This window comes from Alloiococcus sp. CFN-8, from assembly GCF_049943125.1.
Classification (GTDB): domain Bacteria; phylum Bacillota; class Clostridia; order Clostridiales; family Clostridiaceae; genus JAEXZL01.
In genome coordinates this window covers 2,244,859-2,267,439 of sequence record NZ_CP188040.1, presented here as the reverse complement: position 1 = coordinate 2,267,439, position 22,581 = coordinate 2,244,859, and the positions used below count along the sequence as shown (strand labels likewise).

The 22,581-nt window shown below is 35.4% G+C and carries 23 protein-coding genes, 1 tRNA gene and 1 other annotated feature; of the genes, 10 read left to right on the top strand and 14 right to left on the bottom strand.

The genetic code is table 11. From position 1 onward, the window contains the following. Nucleotides 1-5: 5 nt before the first annotated feature. The gene (locus ACPWSR_RS10450) at nucleotides 6-212 is read right to left on the bottom strand and encodes a hypothetical protein (RefSeq protein WP_426348182.1); all 207 of its coding nucleotides are present in this window, start codon (nucleotides 210-212) and stop codon (nucleotides 6-8) included. Between the two features lie 165 nt (nucleotides 213-377). After that, nucleotides 378-611: a binding site (T-box leader), on the top strand. A gap of 72 nt (nucleotides 612-683) precedes the next feature. Here ACPWSR_RS10450 and asnS point away from each other — a divergent pair. Further along, nucleotides 684-2,075, top strand: a complete 1,392-nt coding sequence (asnS, locus tag ACPWSR_RS10445) for an asparagine--tRNA ligase (protein ID WP_426348181.1) — start codon at nucleotides 684-686, stop codon at nucleotides 2,073-2,075. 77 nt (nucleotides 2,076-2,152) lie between these two features. Here the strand turns inward: asnS and ACPWSR_RS10440 are convergent, their stop codons facing one another. Continuing rightward, the gene (locus ACPWSR_RS10440) at nucleotides 2,153-3,232 is read right to left on the bottom strand and encodes a M24 family metallopeptidase (RefSeq protein ID WP_426348180.1); all 1,080 of its coding nucleotides are present in this window, start codon (nucleotides 3,230-3,232) and stop codon (nucleotides 2,153-2,155) included. A gap of 300 nt (nucleotides 3,233-3,532) precedes the next feature. Between ACPWSR_RS10440 and ACPWSR_RS10435 the strand changes: the two genes are divergently transcribed. Together ACPWSR_RS10435 and ACPWSR_RS10430 are read left to right on the top strand one after the other, a co-directional pair. Then, nucleotides 3,533-4,363 (top strand): undecaprenyl-diphosphate phosphatase, encoded by an 831-nt coding sequence (locus ACPWSR_RS10435; RefSeq protein ID WP_426348179.1) that lies wholly within the window; start codon nucleotides 3,533-3,535, stop codon nucleotides 4,361-4,363. A 183-nt stretch (nucleotides 4,364-4,546) separates the two neighbouring features. Next, nucleotides 4,547-4,960: an EamA family transporter gene (locus ACPWSR_RS10430; protein ID WP_426348178.1), complete on the top strand. Its 414-nt coding sequence runs from the start codon at nucleotides 4,547-4,549 to the stop codon at nucleotides 4,958-4,960. Between the two features lie 89 nt (nucleotides 4,961-5,049). Here ACPWSR_RS10430 and nrdG read toward each other — a convergent pair whose 3' ends face one another. Next, nucleotides 5,050-5,598 carry an anaerobic ribonucleoside-triphosphate reductase activating protein gene (gene nrdG, locus ACPWSR_RS10425; RefSeq protein WP_426348177.1) on the bottom strand — a complete coding sequence of 183 codons (549 nt, stop codon included), beginning with the start codon at nucleotides 5,596-5,598 and terminating at the stop codon, nucleotides 5,050-5,052. A gap of 33 nt (nucleotides 5,599-5,631) precedes the next feature. Next, nucleotides 5,632-6,522, bottom strand: a complete 891-nt coding sequence (locus tag ACPWSR_RS10420; RefSeq protein WP_426348176.1) for an AraC family transcriptional regulator — start codon at nucleotides 6,520-6,522, stop codon at nucleotides 5,632-5,634. Nucleotides 6,523-6,655: 133 nt separating this feature from the next. On the opposite strand from ACPWSR_RS10420, the gene ACPWSR_RS10415 reads away from it, so the two are divergent. The 3 genes from ACPWSR_RS10415 (at nucleotide 6,656) to ACPWSR_RS10405 (ending at nucleotide 9,566) form a co-directional block, all read left to right on the top strand. Further along, nucleotides 6,656-8,110, top strand: coding sequence for a UDP-N-acetylmuramoyl-L-alanyl-D-glutamate--2,6-diaminopimelate ligase (locus ACPWSR_RS10415; protein WP_426348175.1), 1,455 nt, complete (start codon nucleotides 6,656-6,658; stop codon nucleotides 8,108-8,110). A gap of 18 nt (nucleotides 8,111-8,128) precedes the next feature. After that, complete coding sequence (locus tag ACPWSR_RS10410; RefSeq protein ID WP_426348174.1) at nucleotides 8,129-9,406, top strand: dicarboxylate/amino acid:cation symporter; 1,278 nt, start codon at nucleotides 8,129-8,131, stop codon at nucleotides 9,404-9,406. Between the two features lie 86 nt (nucleotides 9,407-9,492). After that, a tRNA-Gly gene (locus ACPWSR_RS10405) sits at nucleotides 9,493-9,566 on the top strand. Nucleotides 9,567-9,917: 351 nt separating this feature from the next. Here ACPWSR_RS10405 and ACPWSR_RS10400 read toward each other — a convergent pair. From ACPWSR_RS10400 to ACPWSR_RS10390, 3 genes are all read right to left on the bottom strand, one after another. Continuing rightward, complete coding sequence (locus ACPWSR_RS10400; protein WP_426348173.1) at nucleotides 9,918-10,361, bottom strand: GyrI-like domain-containing protein; 444 nt, start codon at nucleotides 10,359-10,361, stop codon at nucleotides 9,918-9,920. Between the two features lie 192 nt (nucleotides 10,362-10,553). Further along, entirely contained in the window at nucleotides 10,554-10,877 is a 324-nt protein-coding gene (locus tag ACPWSR_RS10395) for a branched-chain amino acid transporter permease (protein ID WP_426348172.1), read from the bottom strand. A gap of 4 nt (nucleotides 10,878-10,881) precedes the next feature. Continuing rightward, nucleotides 10,882-11,610: an AzlC family ABC transporter permease gene (locus ACPWSR_RS10390; RefSeq protein WP_426348171.1), complete on the bottom strand. Its 729-nt coding sequence runs from the start codon at nucleotides 11,608-11,610 to the stop codon at nucleotides 10,882-10,884. Between the two features lie 208 nt (nucleotides 11,611-11,818). Between ACPWSR_RS10390 and ACPWSR_RS10385 the strand changes: the two genes are divergently transcribed. After that, entirely contained in the window at nucleotides 11,819-12,481 is a 663-nt protein-coding gene (locus ACPWSR_RS10385) for an SIMPL domain-containing protein (protein WP_426348170.1), read from the top strand. A 31-nt stretch (nucleotides 12,482-12,512) separates the two neighbouring features. Here ACPWSR_RS10385 and ACPWSR_RS10380 read toward each other — a convergent pair whose 3' ends face one another. From ACPWSR_RS10380 to ACPWSR_RS10365, 4 genes are all read right to left on the bottom strand, one after another. Then, on the bottom strand, nucleotides 12,513-12,956 hold the full coding sequence (locus ACPWSR_RS10380) for a hypothetical protein (protein WP_426348169.1): 444 nt from the start codon (nucleotides 12,954-12,956) through the stop codon (nucleotides 12,513-12,515). Nucleotides 12,957-13,524: 568 nt separating this feature from the next. Then, a complete protein-coding gene (locus tag ACPWSR_RS10375) occupies nucleotides 13,525-14,163 on the bottom strand; it encodes an HAD-IA family hydrolase (RefSeq protein ID WP_426348168.1) in 639 nt (212 codons plus the stop codon). A gap of 16 nt (nucleotides 14,164-14,179) precedes the next feature. Further along, nucleotides 14,180-14,668, bottom strand: coding sequence for a DUF6241 domain-containing protein (locus ACPWSR_RS10370; RefSeq protein WP_426348167.1), 489 nt, complete (start codon nucleotides 14,666-14,668; stop codon nucleotides 14,180-14,182). Between the two features lie 186 nt (nucleotides 14,669-14,854). Continuing rightward, complete coding sequence (locus tag ACPWSR_RS10365; protein ID WP_426348166.1) at nucleotides 14,855-15,310, bottom strand: hypothetical protein; 456 nt, start codon at nucleotides 15,308-15,310, stop codon at nucleotides 14,855-14,857. Between the two features lie 147 nt (nucleotides 15,311-15,457). Here ACPWSR_RS10365 and ACPWSR_RS10360 point away from each other — a divergent pair, with 147 nt between their 5' ends. Together ACPWSR_RS10360 and ytvI are read left to right on the top strand one after the other, a co-directional pair. Next, on the top strand, nucleotides 15,458-15,670 hold the full coding sequence (locus ACPWSR_RS10360; protein WP_426348165.1) for a hypothetical protein: 213 nt from the start codon (nucleotides 15,458-15,460) through the stop codon (nucleotides 15,668-15,670). Nucleotides 15,671-16,074: 404 nt separating this feature from the next. Next, nucleotides 16,075-17,148 carry a sporulation integral membrane protein YtvI gene (gene ytvI / locus ACPWSR_RS10355; RefSeq protein ID WP_426348164.1) on the top strand — a complete coding sequence of 358 codons (1,074 nt, stop codon included), beginning with the start codon at nucleotides 16,075-16,077 and terminating at the stop codon, nucleotides 17,146-17,148. A 68-nt stretch (nucleotides 17,149-17,216) separates the two neighbouring features. Here the strand turns inward: ytvI and ACPWSR_RS10350 are convergent, their stop codons facing one another. The 3 genes from ACPWSR_RS10350 to ACPWSR_RS10340 all read right to left on the bottom strand — a co-directional run bounded on the left by ACPWSR_RS10350 (nucleotide 17,217) and on the right by ACPWSR_RS10340 (nucleotide 20,559). Then, nucleotides 17,217-17,984 (bottom strand): sugar phosphate isomerase/epimerase family protein, encoded by a 768-nt coding sequence (locus ACPWSR_RS10350; protein WP_426348163.1) that lies wholly within the window; start codon nucleotides 17,982-17,984, stop codon nucleotides 17,217-17,219. A 54-nt stretch (nucleotides 17,985-18,038) separates the two neighbouring features. After that, nucleotides 18,039-19,727, bottom strand: coding sequence for an alpha-glucosidase (locus tag ACPWSR_RS10345; RefSeq protein ID WP_426348162.1), 1,689 nt, complete (start codon nucleotides 19,725-19,727; stop codon nucleotides 18,039-18,041). A 205-nt stretch (nucleotides 19,728-19,932) separates the two neighbouring features. After that, nucleotides 19,933-20,559: a histidine phosphatase family protein gene (locus ACPWSR_RS10340; RefSeq protein WP_426348161.1), complete on the bottom strand. Its 627-nt coding sequence runs from the start codon at nucleotides 20,557-20,559 to the stop codon at nucleotides 19,933-19,935. 238 nt (nucleotides 20,560-20,797) lie between these two features. On the opposite strand from ACPWSR_RS10340, the gene ACPWSR_RS10335 reads away from it, so the two are divergent. Continuing rightward, nucleotides 20,798-22,549, top strand: coding sequence for an ABC transporter ATP-binding protein (locus tag ACPWSR_RS10335; RefSeq protein WP_426348160.1), 1,752 nt, complete (start codon nucleotides 20,798-20,800; stop codon nucleotides 22,547-22,549). Nucleotides 22,550-22,581 lie beyond the last annotated feature (32 nt).

The following is a 22,581-nucleotide window of genomic DNA, read 5'->3' as shown; positions in this document are numbered from 1 at the left end:
TTTAACTAACCCCTTGCCCTTCTTATAATTGAAGCTCTCATTTCCTTGGTTCTCTGCTCCCTTATGAGTTCTTCAATCTCATCACTCATTTCTAGAAAGCTTCTCCTGTAGAGCTCCTCTCCATACTCTCCAGTATGAGAAACTAACTCATCCTTTAGCTGGCAAAGCTCCTTATATTTTTTTTCAAGCTCTTTCTGTAAGTACTCTGGCATACAACACCCCATAAATTACTATTATAAATTATATATATGCTTTTCAATACTAGTGGTGAATAAATATCTAAGCTTTTGTACATACTAAAATATAGCTTAAGGAAATTTTTTATATATAGTTGATTATTTAAAGCTACTATTGTAAAATATTATATAAATCTATAGCTAAATGCAGTGAAGAGAAGAGTATGTATAAGAGGTAGTTTCAGCGAGTGAGCGATGGTGAGAGGCTCATACGATACTTATATTGAAGAACATCTCAGAGTTTCTATCTTGAAATCCACTAGGAGTGTAAATTTAGACGGAAGGGGCCCCGTTATCATCGCCCAACAGTAATTGCTGATAAAGTGGTCATTTATGACAATTAGGGTGGTACCGCGAAATACCTTCGTCCCTGAATTGTAATAATGGCTTTTTTTATTTTATAAAAAATGTAATTAGTTTAGCTTTTTAAAAGAAAGGAAGGTTAAAATGACAGTAGTATCAGTTAAAACTCTTTACCGTGATGGCTCCAATTTTTATGGTCAGAGGATAGAGCTTTCAGGCTGGATAAGAACCCTTAGAGCTTCTAACGCCTTTGGTTTTATAGAATTAAATGACGGAACCTTTTTCAAAAATCTTCAGATAGTTTTTGACACCAAGCTAGCTAACTTTAAGGATATATCAAAGCTTTCTATAAGCTCCAGCATCAAGATTATTGGAACCTTAGTAGAAACTCCAGAGGCTAAGCAGCCCTTTGAGGTTCATGCAGAAGCTATAGAGGTAGAAGGCTTATCTACCAGTGATTATCCTCTCCAAAAAAAGAGGCATACCTTTGAATATCTTAGAACCATTGCTCACTTAAGACCTAGAAGCAATGCTTTTTCAGCAGTATTTAGAGTTCGATCTGTAGCTGCCTATGGTATACACAAGTTCTTCCAGGAAAGAGGCTTTGTCTATACCCATACACCAATAATAACAGCCAGCGACGCTGAGGGTGCAGGAGAAATGTTCCATGTGACAACCCTTGACCTAAAGAACCCTCCAACTACAGAAGCAGGAGATATTGATTACTCCGAAGACTTCTTTGGAAAAGCTTCAAATCTTACAGTTTCAGGACAGCTCAATGCAGAATGCTATGCCTTAGCTTTTAGAAATGTTTATACCTTCGGCCCTACCTTTAGAGCTGAAAACTCTTATACAGCAAGACATGCAGCAGAGTTCTGGATGATAGAGCCTGAAATAGCCTTTGCTGAGCTTAAGGATGATATGGAGCTGGCTGAGGATATGCTTAAATATGTAATTAAATATGTCATGGCAGAATGTCCAGAGGAGCTTGAGTTCTTCAACAACTTTATAGATAAAGGCCTACTAGAAAGGCTTCACCACATTGTAAGCTCTGATTTTGGAAGAGTAACCTACACAGAGGCAGTTGAGCTTTTAGAAAAGTCAGGAAAGAAGTTTGATTTCCCAGTAAAATGGGGAATGGATCTTCAGACTGAACATGAAAGATATCTTACCGAAGAAATCTTTAAAAAGCCTGTCTTTGTAACAGATTATCCTAAGGAAATTAAGGCCTTCTACATGAGATTAAATGATGACGGTAAAACAGTAGCAGCCATGGATTGCCTTGTTCCAGGAGTGGGAGAGATAATTGGTGGAAGCCAAAGAGAAGAGAGGCTGGAGGTTCTAACGGAAAGAATGAAGGATTTAGGCCTTTCTGAAGAGGATTATTGGTGGTATTTAGAGCTTAGAAAATTCGGAGGCACCAAGCATGCCGGCTTTGGTCTGGGCTTTGAAAGACTAATAATGTATATCACAGGAATGCAGAACATCCGTGACGTAATTCCTTTCCCAAGAACTACTAAAACATCAGAATTCTAAGCTTAGCCTAAATAAAAGAGTCAGCTGCTTTTCATAGCACTGACTCTTTTTTTATTATCTATTTATAAAACAAGGCCCTAGCCCTCTATTATTCTTAAATCCTTGCTGGTGGAGTTCAACACCTCTGCTCCTTCTTCAGTCACCAGTACCAAGTCCTCTATTCTAACTCCAAAATCCTGAGGCAGATAAATTCCCGGCTCTATAGAAAATATCATACCTGGTGCCACCCTCTCTGTGTTAACAGAGCTGACATCACCAAAATCATGAACTTCTAACCCTATAGAATGTCCTGTTCTATGAGTAAAATACTTTCCATAACCAGCCTTTTCAATAACCTCTCTGGCAGCCCTATCTATATCACAAAAACGTGCTCCAGGCTTCACCTGTCCTATAGCAGCTAGATTAGCCTCTCTTACAATCTCATAGATAGTCCTGTGCTTCTCGGACACCTCCTGATAGAATACAGTCCTTGTCATATCGGAGCAATAATTACTTTTAATCCCTCCAATATCAAGGATAATACTATCTCCCCTTTTTAAAAGAGAGCCATCACAATGATGATGAGGATCTGCACCATTAGCTCCATAGGCTATAATAGGAGAAAAGGAAAAGCCATCTGCACCTTCTTCTTCATATATATCACGAAGTATATTGGTCATTCCTTTTTCACTAATATCACCTTTAATAGACGTTATGAGCCTTTCCATTACTCTATCATTAATTCTTGAAGCTTCTCTCATAAGCTTCTGTTCTTCTTCATCCTTTATCATTCTAGCTCTATCTATTATTGGAGATGAATTAACATAGCCTTTTGCAGCTCCTCTTTCCATGAGCTTTATCAAAAATCTTGATGGCCATTCCTTATCAATACCCAGGGGATAGTTTTTATTCACAAGAGATAAAAGTCTATCCACAGGCTCCTCACTATCCTTATACCATAAAAGCTTTAGCCCCTCTACCTCTTTAAAGGGGAACAGCTCATTAATAACAAGTGTAGCCTCCCCCTGGTTATTTAAGTACAAGGCCACTAACCTTTCCCCAGGGTCCAGATATCTTTCTGTAAGATAATATATAGATGCAGGTGAGGTTATTATCAGTTGATTTACCCCTTCCTTCTCCATGAGCTTTAAAATTCTATTTACTCTATTAGTCTTCAAAGCATTCACACACTCCTGTTTTATTCTTTCTTATGATTATAGCATAGCATAGTTTTTATTAGATTTATCCACAACTAATTAAGTTATTTTGATATTTTATTAATTTATTATAATTTATTACTAAAAGTAAAAATATTTTAACTTATTTGTAGCTTTTAGTTAAACTTAATAGCTTATAATTATGTACAAATATATTAATAAAACTTAGAATCAAAAAGGATATTAATTCCTCCTTTTTAAACTTCGAACAAAAAATTAATTATACACAGGGTAGTAATTTATACTCCCCCCCCTCAAGAGGTGATTGTTACGGACTTAGATATTTATTTTATATTAAAGACGATAGTTATTGCTATAGTAGAAGGCATAACAGAATTTCTTCCTATTTCATCCACAGGGCATATGATTATTATTGGAAGATTTATCGAGTTTGAGGGCTCCTTTGAAAAACTATTTGAGATTTTTATTCAAGCTGGTGCTATAACAGCAATAGTAGTTCTTTTTAGAAAGAAGATATTCGCCTCATTTAAAACTCTTCATCCCGGTGGTGATGGTTTTAAGCTATGGACAAATATTTTTGTAGCTCTAATACCTACCGGCATTGTAGGCTTACTTCTTCACGAAAAGGTAACTCACCATTTGATGCAGCCTCTTCCTGTTGCTTTCGCTCTACTCGTTGGTGGTCTATGGATGTTATTTGGAGAAAAAAAATACAGACATGATAGTAAAAGGCTCCACATTGACGAAGTTTCCTATAAGAAAGCTTTTATTATAGGTTCGTTTCAAATAATGGCCATATTATGGCCAGGCTTTTCCAGGTCTGCTTCAACCATAATTGGCGGATGGATAGTTGGCCTAACAGCCATAACTGGAGCGGAGTTTGCTTTTTTCCTAGCTATACCTACAATATATTCTGCATCGATATACTATTTACTCACTCATATATTCACTCTTACTACCATAGAAATAATAGCCCTGGCTTTAGGTTTCTTCATTTCCTTTATGGTGGCAATGGTAGTAGTAGAGCAGTTTATAAATTATATAAAGCATCAATCCCTAAAAGGATTTGCCTACTACAGAATATGTATAGGAGCTCTTATGATACTCCTTACCTTATTTAACATAATATAAAAATCAATACTATCTAAAAAGCAGAGAGATTATCTCTGCTTTTCTTATTTGTGTTGAGGAATGAGGATTTTTATGCTTATAATATAGTTACACTTTATTACTTAATATATAATTTTTAACCATCATTTTACATTTTTGGAGGTAGTCAAAATGTTAGAGAGAACATCAGGAGGTAGGAATCATATGTGGATTTTATTTGCAATATTATCAGCATTCTTTGCAGCTACAACCTCAATACTTGCCAAGCTAGGTATTCAGGGGATTAACTCAAATTTAGCCACGGCTATTAGAACAGTTGTTGTGTTACTTATGGCTTGGGGGATAGTTTTTGTTACTGGTACTCAGAATCAGATAAGCAGTATATCACAGAAGAGCTGGATATTCTTAGTTCTCTCTGGTATTGCTACAGGTCTTTCCTGGCTTTTTTATTACAAGGCTCTTCAGCTGGGGGATGCTTCAAAGGTAGTTCCCATAGACAAGTTCAGTGTGGTGATAAGCATGGTACTGGCCTTTATAATCTTAAAGGAAGCCTTAACCTTTAAGACAGTGTTAGGCGGTATATTTATCACTATAGGCACCTTTATTCTAATTATTTAACTAATAAAGCGACTTGCTCTATGTAAAATTTATATAGAGCAAGTCGCTTTTTCCTTTATAATACGCCTTCTAAGCTTAAATTTTTAAAGCTAATAGCTAACAGTAATCACAGTTTTATTTGCTAAACTTTTTCTAACATCAATAATCCTTTGATTAGAAGAACCTCTATATTTCAAATTATCTTCCTTTAGCTCTTCCTGAAACTTACCATCTACCAATACATCTATGCTATTTAGCATGATCTCCCAGTAAGGTTTTTTATGCATATTCTCCACAAGGTATTCAAAGGTGTAGCCAGTGTAGCTCCAGATGTTAACTCCATGTTTTTTAAGATTCTCTGCCATATAGCCAAAAGCCTCAGGTTGCTCAAAGGGATCTCCTCCAGAGAAGGTTACACCTTTTAACAGGGGATTATCCAAAACTTCTTTAATAAGCTCATCCCTATCCCAGAGAAAGCCCCCATTAAAATCATGAGTATCTGGATTGAAGCAGCCTATGCAGTCATGGCTGCAGCCCTGTGAGAAAAAAACTCTCCTCATGCCAGGACCATTAACAAGGCTCTCTTTTAAAATTCCTGCTAATCTTATTTTATTTTCCATCCTATCCACTTCCATCTTCTTCACTGTAATTTTTTCCAAAAAAGTTATACTAACAGTATAATCTCTACTTTTTTAAAAATCTATATTTTGTAAGCCTTCTTTAGATATTTGCGGCTTATTAAGCTCTTTTAAATACTCTCTTGGTGTGCAGCTATAGCTCTTTTTAAAAGCCTTTACAAAGGTAGAATAATCCTTAAAGCCACACTGTGAAGAAGCTTCAGTTACTGACATACCTTCTCTCATAAGCTCTCTTGCCCTTATAAGCCTCTTCTGTATTATAAAGCTGTATATTGATGTTCCTGTTTCCTCCTTAAACCTATGCATTAGATAATAACGGCTCAAATAAAACCTCGAGGATAGCTTATCAATGGTTAAATCCTCAGAAAGATTCCTGTTGATATACTTTATTAGGGCCGTTATATTTTTATCATAGCTTATTCCCTCCTCCTCTTTCTCATCACCTTTTTTGAGAAAAAGTCTATTAAGCTCCACCATGAGCTTAAGGAAAAGCAGCTTTTCCATAATATCTGTTCCATAATCCTCTGACCCTCTACAGCCTAAAAGCTCCTTTAATAACCGCTTTATCTCAGATAGCTCCTCTAAGGGAAGCCTAAGTCTATGGTAATCTCTTTCCTTAGAGATTTGAAAGCATTCTAACAGATTACTTTTAACTGTATTATTTTTCTTCAAAAAATCCGGATATACCCAGAGAACAATTCTTTCATATATTTTGTTTCCATCTATAACAGGCTTGTGCATTTCAGTATTTCCAACTAGGAGAATATCCCAAGGTTCCAGATCATAAGTCCTATCCTCTATATGATAAGTAACTCCTCCTGAAATAAAAAATACTATTTTATGAAAATCATGATGATGATATTTAAATTCTATAGACTTCTTATCTTTGATATGGAACACTTCAAAATCTCTTTTTAGATAGCCTCTTTTTTCACCTTCATTCATATACCTTCACCTCATATGGTAAAATCACCTTAAATCACTTTTATAATTATAGCACTATTTGCAACATAGTAAGCATTAATATCAATATTTATAGCAAAAATTATGGGTATAATACTTATAGGAGGGATAGAAAATGAAAATTAGAGATTTATTACAAAATATTGATTATGAAATTATCCAGGGCTCCGACCAAGAAGATATCAAAAATATCAGCTGGGATTCACGAAATGTAGGAGAATCAGCCCTTTTTATATGTGTAAGAGGAGCAAATGTAGATAGACATGACTATGCACACACCGCTATAGAAGAGGGTGCCATAGCATTAATTGTTGAAAAAGAAATGAGTTCTATACCTAAGAATATCGCACTTATAAAGGTTAAGGACAGCAAGGCTGTTATGGCTACCCTTGCTAGTGAATTTTATGAAAAGCCATCTAAGAAATTCAACCTCATAGGTATTACTGGTACTAACGGCAAAACCTCAACTTCATATTTTATCACTGAGGTTTTAGAGTCCTTAGGAAGGACCGTTGGTATAATAGGAACAATCGAAAACCGATTAGGGGGAAAGAAGCTTACTACAGAGAAGAAGAACCCAACTACTCCTGACTCCATAGAGCTACAGGCTTCCTTTAATGAAATGGTTAAAAATAACGTAACAGATGTAGTTATGGAGGTAACCTCCATAGGTCTAGTAGAGCATCGTGTGGATGAGTCAGATTTTAATATAGGAGTTTTCACAAACCTTACTCAGGACCATTTGGACTACCATAAAACCATGGAAAATTACAGAGATGCGAAGCTTAAGCTTTTTGACCTCTGCAAAAAAGGCCTAATAAATATTGATGATCCATACGGAGAGGATTTTGTAAAGGGAGCAGCCTGTGATACCTTCACCTACGGAGCTATAAAGGAAGCAGATTACAGAGCAGTTAATATCAAATATTCCCTTGATGGTGTAGACTTCACCCTTGTCCATGAAGGAAGAGAATATCCTGTAGCCTTAAGCATTCCTGGAAAGTTTACTGTATATAATGCTCTAGCAGCAATAGGTACCTGTCATCTATCAGGCTTTGCCTTAGAGGATATAATCAGAGCTATAAAATCTGTGAAAACCGTAAGAGGAAGATTTGAAAGCGTACCTAATGATAAAGGGTATTTAGTAGTGGTAGACTACGCCCATACTCCTGATGGTCTTGAAAATATACTTTCCTCTGTAAAAGAGCTAGCAGAAAAAAGAGTTATTTCTGTCTTCGGCTGCGGTGGTGACAGAGATAGAACTAAGAGACCTATCATGGGAGAAATCTCTGGTCGTCTAGCAGACTTATCAATTATCACCTCAGATAATCCTAGGACTGAGGATCCTGATAGAATTTTAGAGGATATCACTGCTGGAATTATAAAAACTGGCAGCAAATTTATAACTGAAGTAGACAGAAGAAAGGCCATACACATGGCTCTGGATACTGCAGAAAAGGGAGATATTATCGTTATAGCTGGTAAGGGCCATGAGACCTATCAAATCTTTAAGGATAAAACTATACATTTTGATGATGTAGAAGTAGTAAAAGAATATATAAACAAATAAAAATACGGGGGTAAAATTATGAAGGAGTTTTTTAAATCTTATAAGTCTTCCTTGATTCTACTATCTTCCATAGTGATAGGGGGAATCCTTGGAGCTGTTATCGGACCGTCGGCAAAGGTTGTAGAGCCTCTTGGTACTCTATTTATCAATCTTATGTTTATGGTTATAGTACCGTTAGTTTTCTTCAGCGTGAGCTCAGCCATTGCAAACATGAACGAAATGAAGAGACTGGGAAAAATCATGACCAGCACTCTACTAGTATTTGTAATTACTGCTCTTCTTTCTGCAGTAATAGGAGTAGTAGGAGCATTAATATTTAATCCTACAAAAGGCTTAGATATGTCCTCCTTCTCTAGCCTAATGGCGAGCTCTAGTGAAGGTATGGAATCAGTGCAGGATGTGAATATCTTAGCTCAGCTAGTTAACACCTTTACTGTTGGTGACTTCTCAGCTTTATTATCAAAAAGCAACATGCTACAGCTTATAGTATTTTCAATATTATTGGGTGTTTCCACCTCTCTAGTGGGAGAAAAGGGTAAACCTCTAGCAGCATTTCTTTCCTCAGGCTCTGACGTAATGATGAAAATAGTTGATATCATTATGATCTATGCTCCTATAGGTCTTGGTTGCTACTTTGCAGCACTAATAGGACAACTAGGCACTCAGATCCTGGAAGGATATTTAAGAGTATTCGTTCTATACCTTGTTCTAACTATATTATACTATTTTGGATTCTTTACACTATATGCTTTTATTGCCGGTGGAAAGCAAGGAGTAAAAAGCTTCTGGAAGCATGCACCAGTACCTTCTATCACTGCCTTAGCTACCTGCTCCAGTGCTGCCTGCATACCTGTAAATGTTCAGTACAGCAAAAAGATGGGTGTACCTGAGGATATCGCAGAGACAGTGCTTCCTCTAGGCGCTAATACTCACAAGGATGGCTCTGTATTTGGCGGAGTTATGAAGATAGTATTTGTTTTTGGTTTATTCGGAATGAATTTAGACAATCCAGAAAGAATATTAGGTGTTATTGCTGTCTCCTTCTTAGTAGGAGCTGTTATGGGCGCAATCCCTAACGGAGGAATGATGGGTGAAATGCTTATAATAAGCTTATATGGCCTAAGCCCTGAAATACTTCCTGTAATTGCCGTTATAAGCACTATAATCGATGCCCCAGCTACCCTCTTAAACTCCACAGGTAATACTGTTTGCTCCATGCTGGTAGCAAGATTTGTAGAGAAAAGGCCTATAAGCTCTCTCCCTGAAGAGAATCAAGAGTTAAAAAAAGCTATTTAAATATAAAGAGGTTTTGGTATATTAACTAATTTACTATATTGAAAGTTCAAAAAAATAGTGCTACAATTAATATACCAATTACCTCTGCAGGTATAATTTAATGGCAGAATATTAGCTTCCCAAGCTAAGTGTGAGGGTTCGATTCCCTTTACCTGCTCCATGAAAAAAGCCACATTTGTCAGATAGACAAATGTGGCTTTTTTCAATGATATCCGTCCCATCGAACGGATGATATATCTACGATATGATATCGCACTCTCTGCGATGATATATGCCTTTCGGCAAATGAAGAAACGGATATTATATCATACTTCCAAAGGAAGTATATCATACGGCACAGCCGTATATCATATCGCCTCAGCGATATCTCTCTTCTTCACTCTTACTTCTTATCTCTTATCTCTTATCTCTTCTCTTTTCTCTATTCTCTTTTCTCTGCTCTTTTATCTCTTACCTCTTACCTCTTACTTCTTACCTCTTATCTCTTCTCTTTTCTCTCTTCTCTGCTCTCTTACCTCTCCTCTATCACCCTTATATAAAGCTCATGCTCACTCTCAGTTCCACCCTCTTCATAACCATAGTCAATCTTAAACCCCGTTACCTTATGGCCATGAGCCTCAGCAAAGCTGTACATCTCTTCAAAGGAAGCATAGATCTCCTCTACTCTCACCGTATGGGTATAATGAAGATATTTGCCTTCAGGAATCTCCTGACACATGAAGCCTTCTGGAACCTCATCAAACTCCGATACCTCAGCACAGATAAATTGAGTATATATCCCATCTACCTCCGATAGACAGATGTCCATATATCCTTCCTTTACCCTATTCTTTATATTAATACTATTTTTATAAAACTCATCCCATTTTTCCGGCATAACCTCAGGAAGAGTCTGCCAATCTCCCTGCACTGGTAAGCCTACAGCCTTAAAGCCCTTCATATCAATAATATGCATAAATAATACCTCCTTGTATCCTCCTGTCAAATGTACACAGGAAGCTTGGCTATAATAAAACCTATGATTATTTTATCATAGGTATATAACATAGATATTAAAGGAGGATTAACTATTTATTAACTACTGACAATAATAGCAAGTACACTTATTAAATATAGAAAAAATAAACAACCTACAGAAAATTATCCCTTAAAATATAACCTGAACCAAATACATGTAGCAGGCAGTACCACCAATAATACTAATAAGAGTCTTCCTCTTCCAAAGATGAAGTAGGATCACCACCCCACAAGAAATAAATTCTGGAAGAGCAAAGGGTGTTTGTAATATAGATACATTTTTCAAACAAAAAATAACTAACATTCCCATAATCGCATAGGGCAATACCCTTCCAAGAGATATGATATACCCTGGAGTCTTTCCTTTCCTAAACAATATGAATGGCAAAAACCTTAAAATAATAGTTATTAAAGCTATAACTCCTATCATTAAAACAGAATACATATTTCCCATTATATTAACCCTCCTTTTTCCTAAGGAGAGTGAGAATAACTACAATAGAAATCATTGAAGGGATTAAAAAATTATCACTTCCAAAAATAAGTAAGTTTATAACCGATGCCACTACTCCTATAATAGCTGGAAGGTGATTTTTAGCTTCAAGCCACTGTTCCACAAATACAGTGATAAAAAGTGCAGTCAATGCAAAATCAATACCTTCAGTATTAAAAGGTATAACAGCTCCAAGTAAAACTCCAATAACAGAGCCTATGACCCAATATAGTTGATTAAACAGTGATACAAAGAAATAATAGCTTTTTTTATCCACAAGCTCCTTGCTTGGAGCATCATTACAAACCAGAGAGTAAGTCTCATCCGTAAGAGAAAACATTAGATAAGGTTTTATTTTTCCTGTATTCTCATATTTATCGATCATAGAAATACCATAAAACAAATGACGTGCATTAACTGTCAGCGTTGTCAAAGCTACAGTTATCAGTGATGCACCTGCTCCCAAAAGATCAATTGCTACAAACTGCATAGACCCTGCATAAATCCCAAGACTCATAGCCAATGCCCAAGGCACCCCGTAGCCCTTTGTATTCAGCAATACACCGAAGCCAATACTCAGCACAAGATATCCTGTCATAACAGGAATTGTTGTTAAGAAAGCTGTTTTAATACTTTGTTTATGGTATTGCTTCTCATTTACCTTCTTTCTATCTAACAGTAAGTTTCTATCCATTATATCTGCTCCCCATATTCTAATTAATTTACTTCAGTTTAATCCTTAGATTAAATCAATTATAAAGAAAACTCAATCTATTATCAATTATCATAGCTATTTATAGGAAAATTTTATAGATTCTTATAAAAAGAATTGCATAAGGTTATAGGAAAATATATAGCACTTTGAATATAATATATAAATCAATCAAATAAGGAAGTAGACTATGATCAATTATCCCATGTTTTCTTACGGGAGCAATAATGAGAGCGCATTAACTAGAGGTAGAATTAAGGTGATAGGAAGCGGCCGCATAAATGCGGCTCCAGATACGGCAATGATAACATTAGGAGTTGTTACAGAAGGTAAAGAGCTTGAAGGACTTCAAGAGGAAAATGCAGAAATTTCTACTAGAGTTATTAAAGCAATATTAAGCTCGGGGGTTCCCAGAGATAATATCAAAACCTCCAGCTACACTATTGAGCCTCAATATGATTATCAGGATGGAAAACAAATATTTAAGGGCTATAGAATCTCAAATATATTATCCATAGAGGTTACTAGGCTTTCTGAGGTAGGAGAAATTATCGATAGAGCTGTAAATGCCGGTGCTAATATTGTACAGGGAGTTAACTTTATTATAAAAAACTCAGAAGCATATTATAACGAGGCCTTAAGAGCCGCCTTAAGAAACGCTCAAAGTAAAGCTCTTACCCTTTCACAGGATATGTCTATAAAAATAGATAGAATACCAGTATCTATCATAGAAAAGCCATCAGAGAGAGTCTATGGCGAAGTTAATCTTTTCAAGGCATCGGCGGTTACACCAATTATGCCAGGAACCTTAGAAATCACTGCCGAAATTACAGCAACATTTCTTTATGTCTAGTTATTAGCAATAAATATAAGGGAGCTTATTATTAATTAATAAGCTCCCTTATAATATCAGTAGTATTTTCATCTAAATAGTAATAACCTATTGTACTGATAACAGCTTTATTCATGTCATCGGCAAGCCACAAGCTAACTGCATGCTTGTCAATATTTTTATAAACAAATCTTATTTCGTAGTGTAGTATATGTTCTTTAGCATAGGAAAGCTCTTTGTCTCCAACCTCTGATTTTTCTATGCCATTGATTAATTGATTAATTGTATTTTTATCGCTGATTGTATCTATAAGCTCACTGTCATAGCCCTGTGCTTTCCCTACTATAGGCAGCATTTTATAGATTTTTACCTCTGAGATTGAATGACTGTCTATAAAGTTAGGTCCCTTTGCACAGCCTGCAAAGGATATTAGGCTAATAAGTATAAATAAAATAGCCACATGGTTCCTATAGCTTTTAATTATAAATTTCATCATTTTCTATCTCCATATATTTTTTTATATATTACAATTATCACTGTAACTTTCTAGGTTGTCAAGTAACAAAACAAAAAGTTTACATATATTACCATTAAATAGCAAAAGGTTAGGATAGCCAACATCAATTTCTAACGGCTATCCTAACCTTCGGTAAAGTTTGGTGGATTATTTTCAGACAATAAAGCTTACTTCTCCTTTCTACAACTTCTACTGCATTATTCACTCTGAAAGAAGCTTAGATAAAATTCTAATCTATCATAAACTCTATAAATAGAGGAATAAAGAGGTTAAAAAATATTGGGTATTTCGTTTAATATTTTGGTGGTCTCACCCCTTACTTATTAAAATTCTAGAAGTCTCCTTCTATAATTAATCACTATCACCTCCAACCACCATTTTTACTAAGAGGTAAAAATGATTTTTTATTTGATTACATATTACATTATTCTGAATATTTTGTCAAGGATGCATTTGTAAAACATCAGTTAAAAATATATAAATAAAAAATTAAAAGCTGCATTTTCTGCAGCTTTTTAACTTTCACCTTATCTATAAGTCCTGATTATTAAAGGGTTTCAACGAGATGTAAAATTTTCATAAGCTCTGAGAGCTCCTTAATATAGTACTCGGTTTTCGTTATCCTTAGTACATTATTACTATCAAATAAACAGCAATGAATCCCTGCAATTTCTGCAGCTTTTGCTTCAAATTCTCTGTCACCTACAATTAAAACCTCTTCTGTTCCTAATGAATATTTATTCAATATATAATGATAAGCCCCTGGGTCTGGCTTCCTCTTAAAGCCATTTTCTTTACCTACTATTTCAGTAAATAAGCTCATCATACTGTGCTCCATAAGATATTTTTCAGCGCTAGTCTTGCTTCTATGAGTTACTATATAATTCCGTCCTCCTGAAGCTATTATACCTTGACAAACTTCTCTTGCAAAAGGAAAAGGAAGCGCTTCAGAAGCCTTTACTTCTTCTCCCCTAACATAATCCAAAGGAAAATCCTTGTCCAAATCGTATAAAGCAGTATAATGATTTATCGCTTCCCTTACGGAAACCTTCATATGCTTTAATATCTGTTCCTCAGCTTCTAAATATCCTCTCTTTGCCAGTGCTTCCTTAAAAGCTTTCACCATTACTGGATAGGTATCAAATAAGGTACCATCAAAATCCCAAATAACTGCTTTATATTTCATCCTCTGCACCTTCATCCTACTCCTTGTCCTTTTTAAGCTTAATAGCCTTACCTACCGTTCCATCTAGATACTTTTTCCAGACATAATTATGATCCTCGACGCCTTCACTAAAATCCTGCTGCTCCCAACGCTTTAAGGTAGACCATAGCTTTTCATCGGTAATATCCAGCTCTTCCATGGCTTTCATAATCGCTTCTATTCTATCCTTTGTTATAGGCTGCTGTCCCCACACCTCTCCATCCTCTGCAATAATGAGAGTATTGGCCATTACATGGATCATATCATAAACCTTTTTCTTTGAGTCTAAATCTTTTTCATCCACCTTATCTTCTTGAAAAAAAACTGAGGCGGTATCTTCTTCTGTTTTATTTCCCTGCTCTACAGGTGTACTTACCTTATCTTTTCCATCAGAATCCTTAATTAGCCTTCCAGCAAAATATGCTCCTGCTGCTAAAACCACTAACACTACTAAAATTATACTCCCCCACTTAACATACTTACCCATAGCTTCCTCCCCTGCATTATAATTTTAAGCCTAATAAGCTATACTTATATTATATATTATTATTTTAGGAGAAATTTTATCACACTAAGAAGGAGGTGCAGAATTCACTGCACCTTAGATAATGAAACTATTATAAACGTTTACCTCATTATTTAATACCTTCTAAAATAATACTGATTACATTAATTATTCTTCGTAAATTACCTCTAGAGAAAAGTCCTTTGGTAAATTCTCTTCTATAAATATCTTATCATCTGCTCTTAGATATCCTGTAATAAATTCACTGCCATAATGAGCTGCACAGAGAATGTATTCATCATCCTGCTTAAGCTTTAAAGTAAACCACTTTATCTTCCCCTCTTGATCAAAAGGTTCATTAATAAGCTCATGAATGAACTCCTCTGTAAGTCTTCCTTCAAAGGTCAGAAGTTTAGATGCAATATCCTCTTTTTTCTCGCCATAGCCGGAGGCTGAACGAATAGCTTCTTTTTCATCATCCCAGCATTCTACTAGGAAGGACGTAGACCTATCTGTAAAGTACTTTATAACCTTAGGCCAAAAGGAATAATCCACAGGGATACTTATTCCACTTTTTGTTGTAGCCGTCTCTGTGTTTTCAAAGGTTAAATAAAATCTATCCATTTCTCACCTCTCCTTTATAATAATATTCTTAAATAATATTAATTCAATATAAAAGATAGAATTCCTCTTTATTCTCATAATTAAATTCCAATATGAGGAATATTTTTATTCTGCCCTTCATTAATATTATGGAAGGAGGAGATAATTATGATAAATTTCGCCCAGTATACTCCTGAAGAATTAACCTTACTAGCCTATGATCTCGCTCTTATACTTTCAAAGGATAGAGACGCTTCAGAGCTTGCTGTTATGTCCAGCTTTTTAGATCTCATATCTGATACTATAGCACTACTAGCCACACAAAAGGACAACTTAAATACACTTAGAGAAAAAGCCGAGAACCTGAAAAATAAGGAATAGTAAAAAGGAGCCTTTTAAAAAAGCTCCTCCTGGATTACATTAAGCCTGATTAATAATTTTATGATTTATATAATTTCTATACTCTAATACCTATCCCTTATACCTGTTGCAAAATGAAAACTTCCTGTTAGCTTAATTTCATCCTATGTATATTATACGCTTTTTTTGTCGAAATTTCATCTATTTTTTTAGATAATATAGAACTTTACACAATATTAATAATAAACAAGCTAGTTTATAAAGAAATTAATATTAAAAAGCTGCAAATTTTTTCTACACTTTACATTAAGCAATGGTATTAATTGCTAATAAATGTTATCATATAAGTATAAGAAAACCTTAAGCCATAAAAAGACTTTAGCTTAATCAGTCTTACATTATTGAGAAAAAGAGGTCAGGATGCTATGAATTTAGAGAAAAAAAGAGCATTTATTATAAATTTTATATATTTCATGATTGTAGCCCTAATTGCTTTTGTGGCACTAAAATACGGCATAGGTTGGTTTCTTCCTTTTATTCTAGCCTTAGGCATCACTTTAGCTATGAGACCGCTGATCCTATTACTCACTAAGAAAGCTAAGATTCCCTATAGAATTGCCAGTATAGTTGTGTTAGCATTATTCTTTGCTATAGTAGGAGTACTGATCTCCCTATTATTTATGAGGTTTCTTCTGGGGATTAAAGATTTATTCTCCATGATACCTGAATTCTATAGTGATAGTGTAGAACCTGCATTTTTGATACTTTTTGGTAATATAGAGAACTTTGTCTCAGACTTTTCTCCAGACCTTGTATTTGCTCTAGAGGATATTATACCAAATCTTATTCAAACTCTCGGTTCTATGGTAACCTCGCTATCAAAAAATTCAATAGACATCATTACCTCTATAGTAGCCGTTATACCAAGTGCCTTTATAGGGCTCATATTTACCATTATTTCCTCCTTCTTCTTAACTCTAGACTACGATAGGATCATGGAATTTATAATGAGGCAATTCTCCCCTAGAGCTAAGAGCATAATATATGATGTGAAGCATTACTTTGTGGACAGTGTCTTTAAAATTTTGAGGGTATATGCACTTCTAATGATTCTAACCTTCATAGAGCTTTCTATAGGACTTTCTATATTAAGGGTAAATAACGCCATAGCTGTAGCAGGCTTAATTGCACTAATTGACATTCTTCCTGTTTTAGGTACCGGAGGTATTTTAGTCCCTTGGGCTGTGATTGAAGCTATATTAGGAAACTATCTCTTTGCCATCGGCATAGTTGTTATGTATCTAATCATTACTGTAGTAAGAAATGTATTAGAGCCAAAAATCGTTGGAAACCAGATAGGACTTCACCCAATAGCAACATTAATTAGTATGTATATAGGGAATAAAGTCATGGGAATACTAGGCATATTCCTCTTCCCCATGATAGTAATCACGCTAAAAAAACTTAACAGTACAAATAAAATACATTTATTCAAATAAAAAATGAGCTTACAAAGCTCATTTTTTATTTTAAAAAGCTATTAATAATTATTAATTGCAGCTTAATATCACAAATAACCACAATCTATTAAATAATCCAGAGAGCTTTCTATTCCTCCCTTAGAAAACACCTCCAAGCACCAGGCAGCTTCATGAGAATATTCCTTCAAAAGCTTTAGGGCTTCTGGCATATTTATTGTTCCTTCTTCTAGTGGATTATGAAGATCTCCTTTTCCATCATTATTATGAAGATGAACATAACCGATTCTTTTTCCCATGGCTTTAACCCACTGCTCAAGGGAGAGAGTAGAGCAAGCATTTTTATGCCCTATATCCAGGCAGATTGAGAAGTTAGGCTTATTTATATAATCCACCAGCTCACAAAGAAGCTTATAATCCTCCTCAAAGACATTTTCTATATGAATTTTAATACCATCCTCCTGCTTATCCTGCAAGAATTCCTCCCAAAACTCTTTGGAGTATTTTAACCATTCCAGGTCATAGGATAGCTTTGGTATAAAACCACTATGAAAAACTATCCTTTCAGCCTTCAGCACCCCGGAAGCCAGCTCATAGCATTCCTGAAATCTATCCATGGTAACTCTTCTTATTTTTCTATCAGGGCTACCAGGAGACATATCAGAATAAGGTCCATGAACTGAAACCTTTCCCGTAAGATGATTCCCTATACCTTTAAAGAGTACATCTAGCTCTTCATCCTTATTATCCAGGCTCAGGGCACTAGCAAAGTTAACTATTTCAATACCTACAGCATATCTTTCCTTTATTGATAGGATATCCTTATTTGAAACTAAATGGGATACATAAATACTCATATTAAACTCCACGATTCCTTCCAGCATTACACAGTAATTTAAAAACTATCTATATTACTTTATCATATAAACCCTAGCTTCATAAGGTCTCAAAGTATAGTCCTTAAGGAAGCTTCCTTCATCGTAATTAGTTATCAAAAGCTCTCCCTCCTCAAGTTTTAGCTCTTTACCTTCATTAAAATAAATGCTTCTCCCAGAAAAATTATTTATCACTATAAGTTTTTCTCCATCTAACTCTCTTATATATCCATATACTAAATCTTCCGTGGCAGTATTTTTTATCTCCTCATAGCTGCCGTAAACGATAAGCGGATGTTTTTTTCGGAGGGCTATTAGCTTTTTATAGTAGTTAAATATTGAGCCGTCATCCTGGAGCTGTAACTCTACATTTATTTCCCTATAGTTTGGATTTACCTTAATCCAGGGATTTCCTTCTGTAAAGCCTCCATGATTAGAAGCATTCCACTGCATAGGAGTTCTTGCATTGTCTCTTCCAGCTTTATGGATATAAGCCATCATGGTTTCATGGTCTACATCACCCTCCAGAACCAAATCCTTATAAGCATTCAGGGTTTCTATATCCTTATAATCCTGAAGAGCCTCAAAGCGAACATTAGTCATCCCAATCTCTTCTCCTTGATAAATATATGGGGTTCCCTGAAGCATATGAAGGCAGGTAGCAAGCATTTTTGCAGACTTCTCTAAGGCTTTAGGACTTTTATCACAACCAAATCTCGAAACCGCTCTTGGTTGATCATGATTATTCCAATATAAACTATTCCAAGCCTCCCCATGGAGACCCTTCTGCCAGCTAGAAAATATTTTCTTCAGCTCTGTAAGCTTGAAGCTATTGGCACTCCATTTACCTCTTTCTCCACCATCTATATTCATGTGGTCAAAATGGAATACCATTTTAAGCTCATTTCTATGAAAGCCAGCATACTTTTTTGCATCCTCTACTGTAGCCCCAGGAGTCTCTCCTACCGTAAGAATATCATATTTTGAAAGAACCTTTTCATTCATTTCCTTTAAATATTCATGGGATTTTTCTTTATTAGCCACGAAGGGATAGAAGCTGGCATACTTACTCCCCGGTGAAACCTCTCCTTGGGGAAAGTCCGTATCTTTACCTATGAAATTAATAACATCCATCCTAAAGCCATCCACCCCTATGTCTAGCCACTTTTTCATCATACTATATATTTCTTCTCTTAAAGCAGGATTTTCCCAATTTAAGTCTGGCTGTTTTGGAGAAAATAGATGTAAATAAAACATTTTCATCTCTGAATCATACTTCCAAGCAGGGCCACTAAAGTTACTTCCCCAGTTGTTAGGAGGTAATGCAAGCTTACCTTCCCTCCAAATATAATAATCTCTATAAGGACTTTCAGGAGATTTCTTACCTTCTACAAACCATCTATGTTCATCAGAGGTATGATTCACTACAAGGTCCATAATTACTCTTAGCCCCTTATCATGAGCCTTAGAAAGTAGAAGCTTAAAATCCTCTATGGTTCCAAACTCCTTCATTATATTCTCATAGTCTCTTATATCATAGCCATTGTCATCATTAGGAGAATCATATATTGGACAAAGCCAGATGACATCAACGCCTAATTCTACCAAATAATCAAGCTTATCTATTATTCCTGGTAAATCACCTATTCCATCCCCATTACTATCCATAAAGCTTCTAGGATAAATCTGGTATACAACAGCTTCCTTCCACCATGCTCTTTCCAATTTAACGCCTCCTTATAATTAATATGTATCCTTTTTATACCCTTAAAGTATTGATAATATTATACAATAATATCCTTAAATATTTACTAAGAAACAATTATTTAACATTTTCATAATGGCTGTACAAAGATACTGAAAATAGTAAAAGGCCTTCTTAAGAAAGATAATTTCCCTTAAAAGACCTTTAATAATTCACTATGATATTTTAAATTGCTTCTTCTCCTAAGCCTAAGTGGTTTATATCGTTAAAGAGCTTTAATATATTTCTCTCAGGGGTAACCTCTACAACAGATATAGCTGTATTATATAGTGGAAAGCTAGTAAAAGCTTCAGTTCCAATATTTAAAAGCTCAAATATCATGAGTCTTATTATTCCCCCATGGGCTGCAATGACTATATTCTCCTCTGAATCCTTATAAAGCTCAATAATTTCATTAAGAGCCTCCCAGGCCCTCATTCTTGCTTTATCTAAGCTTCCCTCTCCTGGAATAACACACTCATGAGGTCTCTGTCTATAAACGGTAAACTCCTCAGGATACTTTATCTTTACATCTTCAAAAAGCATTCCTTCCCAATGTCCAAAGTCTATTTCCCCAAGCCTTTTATCCTTCATTATTTCTATAGCTCTATCCCCTCTTATAGCCAAGGCTGTTTCATAAGCTCTCTTAAAGGTGGATGAATAGATAGCCGAAATCTCTATATCCCTTAATCTTTTGCCTACTAGCTTTGCCTGTTCCCTACCTACCTCTGACAGCTCTATATCGCTGCTTCCTTGAAACCTAGCTAGCTTATTCCATTCAGTTTCTCCATGTCTTACAAATATAATCTTCATTAGTGCCTCCTAAAATTATCTTAAGGCTAATTTTAGCTTATATTTTTTAACTGCAGGCTAAAGATATATTAACTTTTTGTGAATAATATATTAACGGCAAAGAATACTCTTCGGATTATATATAGTATTAATAGTATAAATATGTATTTTTTCTATATAATTCAATTGATTAATTGCAAATATAATTGTAAAATTTATCTTAACGTCTACTATTAAATAATATAAGGGGGAATAATTAGTGGAGACTCTTAAGAAATTTATAAGCTATTATAAGCCGCATAAGAAGCTCTTTTTTATAGACATGCTATCGGCCTTTACCGTAGCCCTTTGTGATTTATTCTATCCAATGATTGCTAGGAATATAATAAATGATTATGTACCTAATAAAAACCTAAGATTATTGCTTGTCTGGGTAGTTGTGCTCTTTTTTATATATGTATTGAAGTCGGCTTTAAGCTGGGTTATTCAGTATTACGGCCATATAGTTGGTGTTAGAATGCAGGGTGACATGAGAAGAGATGTGTTTAAAAGACTTCAGAAGCTCCCCTTTTCATTCTTTGATGAGAATAAAACTGGAAGCATAATGTCAAGGATTATCAATGATCTCATGGATATATCAGAGCTTGCCCACCACGGACCTGAGGATTTATTTATTTCTTTAATAAGCCTTATTGGTTCCTTTATAATACTCTCCTCCATCAATCTTCCTTTAACTATAATAATTTTTGCCTGTCTTCCACCAATAGTTATATTTTCTATGAAGATGAGAGGCAGAATGAGTGATGCCTTTACAAAGACCCGTGAAGAAATAGCTGAGGTTAATGCTGGTCTTGAAAATTCTATAGCTGGAATCAGGGTATCTAGAGCCTATAACAATTCTAATTTTGAAGAGGAGAAATTTGAAGGTTATAATGAAAGCTTTAAGAAGGCTAGGGCTGCAGCCTATAAGGTAATGGCCCATTTTTCTGCAGGTATGAGCTTCTCAATGGATATTTTATATCTTGTGGTACTTGTAGGAGGAGGCTTATTTTATTATAACGGTGTTATTGATGTAGGTGATTTTGCCATGTATATTCTTTTTATAAGCATGTTCTTAAATCCAATTAAGAGATTGGTGGCTTTTTATGAGCAGCTCCAGAACGGAATGACAGGATTTAAAAGATTTGAAGAGCTCATGGCAGTGCAGGAGGAGCCTGAGGCTCCAGGTGCAATTGAGGTAGACAATCTATCAGGAGTTATTGACTTTAAAAATGTATACTTTCGTTATGAAGGAAAAAAGACTCAAGAGGAAGACAGTGACGATGGCTTAGTGCTTAACAACTTGAATCTCCATGTTGACCAGGGAAAGACCATAGCACTGGTTGGTCCCTCTGGCGGCGGTAAGACAACCCTCTGCCATCTGATACCTAGATTCTATGAGATAAGCAGCGGCAGCATTTCCATCGATGGCTATGATATAAGAGAGTTAACCAGAAGCTCCTTAAGAAAAAATATAGGCATTGTGGCCCAGGATGTATTCCTATTTACGGGAACCATAAGAGAAAACATACTCTATGGTAATCTGGAAGCCTCAGAGGAGGAAATTATCGCTGCAGCGAAGAAGGCCAGAATACATGATTTTATTATGAGTCTTGAGGATGGTTATGATACTTATATAGGTGAAAGAGGAGTTAAGCTCTCAGGAGGTCAAAAGCAGAGATTATCCATTGCAAGAGTATTTTTAAAGAATCCATCTATTTTGATTCTTGATGAAGCTACCTCTGCACTGGATAATGCTACAGAGATGGCTATTCAGGAATCCCTGGAGGAGCTGGCAAGAGGAAGAACCTGTATTATCGTAGCTCATCGATTATCCACCATAAAGAATGCCGATGAGATCATCGTCTTAACAGATGAAGGAATAAAAGAAGTGGGTAACCATCAAAGCCTTTTAGAGAAGAAGGGTATTTATTCAACCCTGTATCAGTATCAGTTTAAGGCGATATCGTAGAAGAGAAGAGAGAAAAGAGAAAAGAGAAGAGC

Bases quoted from the DNA above. Each gene is read 5' to 3' on its own strand.
- ACPWSR_RS10350 (WP_426348163.1), bottom strand. From the start codon at position 17,984: ATGAGTATTTATGTATCCCATTTAGTTTCAAATAAGGATATCCTATCA.
- ACPWSR_RS10340 (WP_426348161.1), bottom strand. From the start codon at position 20,559: ATGAAGATTATATTTGTAAGACATGGAGAAACTGAATGGAATAAGCTA.
- ACPWSR_RS10360 (WP_426348165.1), top strand. From the start codon at position 15,458: ATGATAAATTTCGCCCAGTATACTCCTGAAGAATTAACCTTACTAGCC.
- ACPWSR_RS10420 (WP_426348176.1), bottom strand. From the start codon at position 6,522: ATGAATGAAGGTGAAAAAAGAGGCTATCTAAAAAGAGATTTTGAAGTG.
- ACPWSR_RS10410 (WP_426348174.1), top strand. From the start codon at position 8,129: ATGAAGGAGTTTTTTAAATCTTATAAGTCTTCCTTGATTCTACTATCT.
- ACPWSR_RS10365 (WP_426348166.1), bottom strand. From the start codon at position 15,310: ATGGATAGATTTTATTTAACCTTTGAAAACACAGAGACGGCTACAACA.
- ACPWSR_RS10400 (WP_426348173.1), bottom strand. From the start codon at position 10,361: ATGCATATTATTGATATGAAGGGCTTTAAGGCTGTAGGCTTACCAGTG.
- ACPWSR_RS10450 (WP_426348182.1), bottom strand. From the start codon at position 212: ATGCCAGAGTACTTACAGAAAGAGCTTGAAAAAAAATATAAGGAGCTT.
- ytvI (WP_426348164.1), top strand. From the start codon at position 16,075: ATGAATTTAGAGAAAAAAAGAGCATTTATTATAAATTTTATATATTTC.
- ACPWSR_RS10385 (WP_426348170.1), top strand. From the start codon at position 11,819: ATGATCAATTATCCCATGTTTTCTTACGGGAGCAATAATGAGAGCGCA.
- ACPWSR_RS10415 (WP_426348175.1), top strand. From the start codon at position 6,656: ATGAAAATTAGAGATTTATTACAAAATATTGATTATGAAATTATCCAG.
- ACPWSR_RS10380 (WP_426348169.1), bottom strand. From the start codon at position 12,956: ATGATGAAATTTATAATTAAAAGCTATAGGAACCATGTGGCTATTTTA.
- ACPWSR_RS10390 (WP_426348171.1), bottom strand. From the start codon at position 11,610: ATGGATAGAAACTTACTGTTAGATAGAAAGAAGGTAAATGAGAAGCAA.
- ACPWSR_RS10370 (WP_426348167.1), bottom strand. From the start codon at position 14,668: ATGGGTAAGTATGTTAAGTGGGGGAGTATAATTTTAGTAGTGTTAGTG.
- ACPWSR_RS10375 (WP_426348168.1), bottom strand. From the start codon at position 14,163: ATGAAATATAAAGCAGTTATTTGGGATTTTGATGGTACCTTATTTGAT.
- asnS (WP_426348181.1), top strand. From the start codon at position 684: ATGACAGTAGTATCAGTTAAAACTCTTTACCGTGATGGCTCCAATTTT.
- ACPWSR_RS10430 (WP_426348178.1), top strand. From the start codon at position 4,547: ATGTGGATTTTATTTGCAATATTATCAGCATTCTTTGCAGCTACAACC.
- ACPWSR_RS10395 (WP_426348172.1), bottom strand. From the start codon at position 10,877: ATGGGAAATATGTATTCTGTTTTAATGATAGGAGTTATAGCTTTAATA.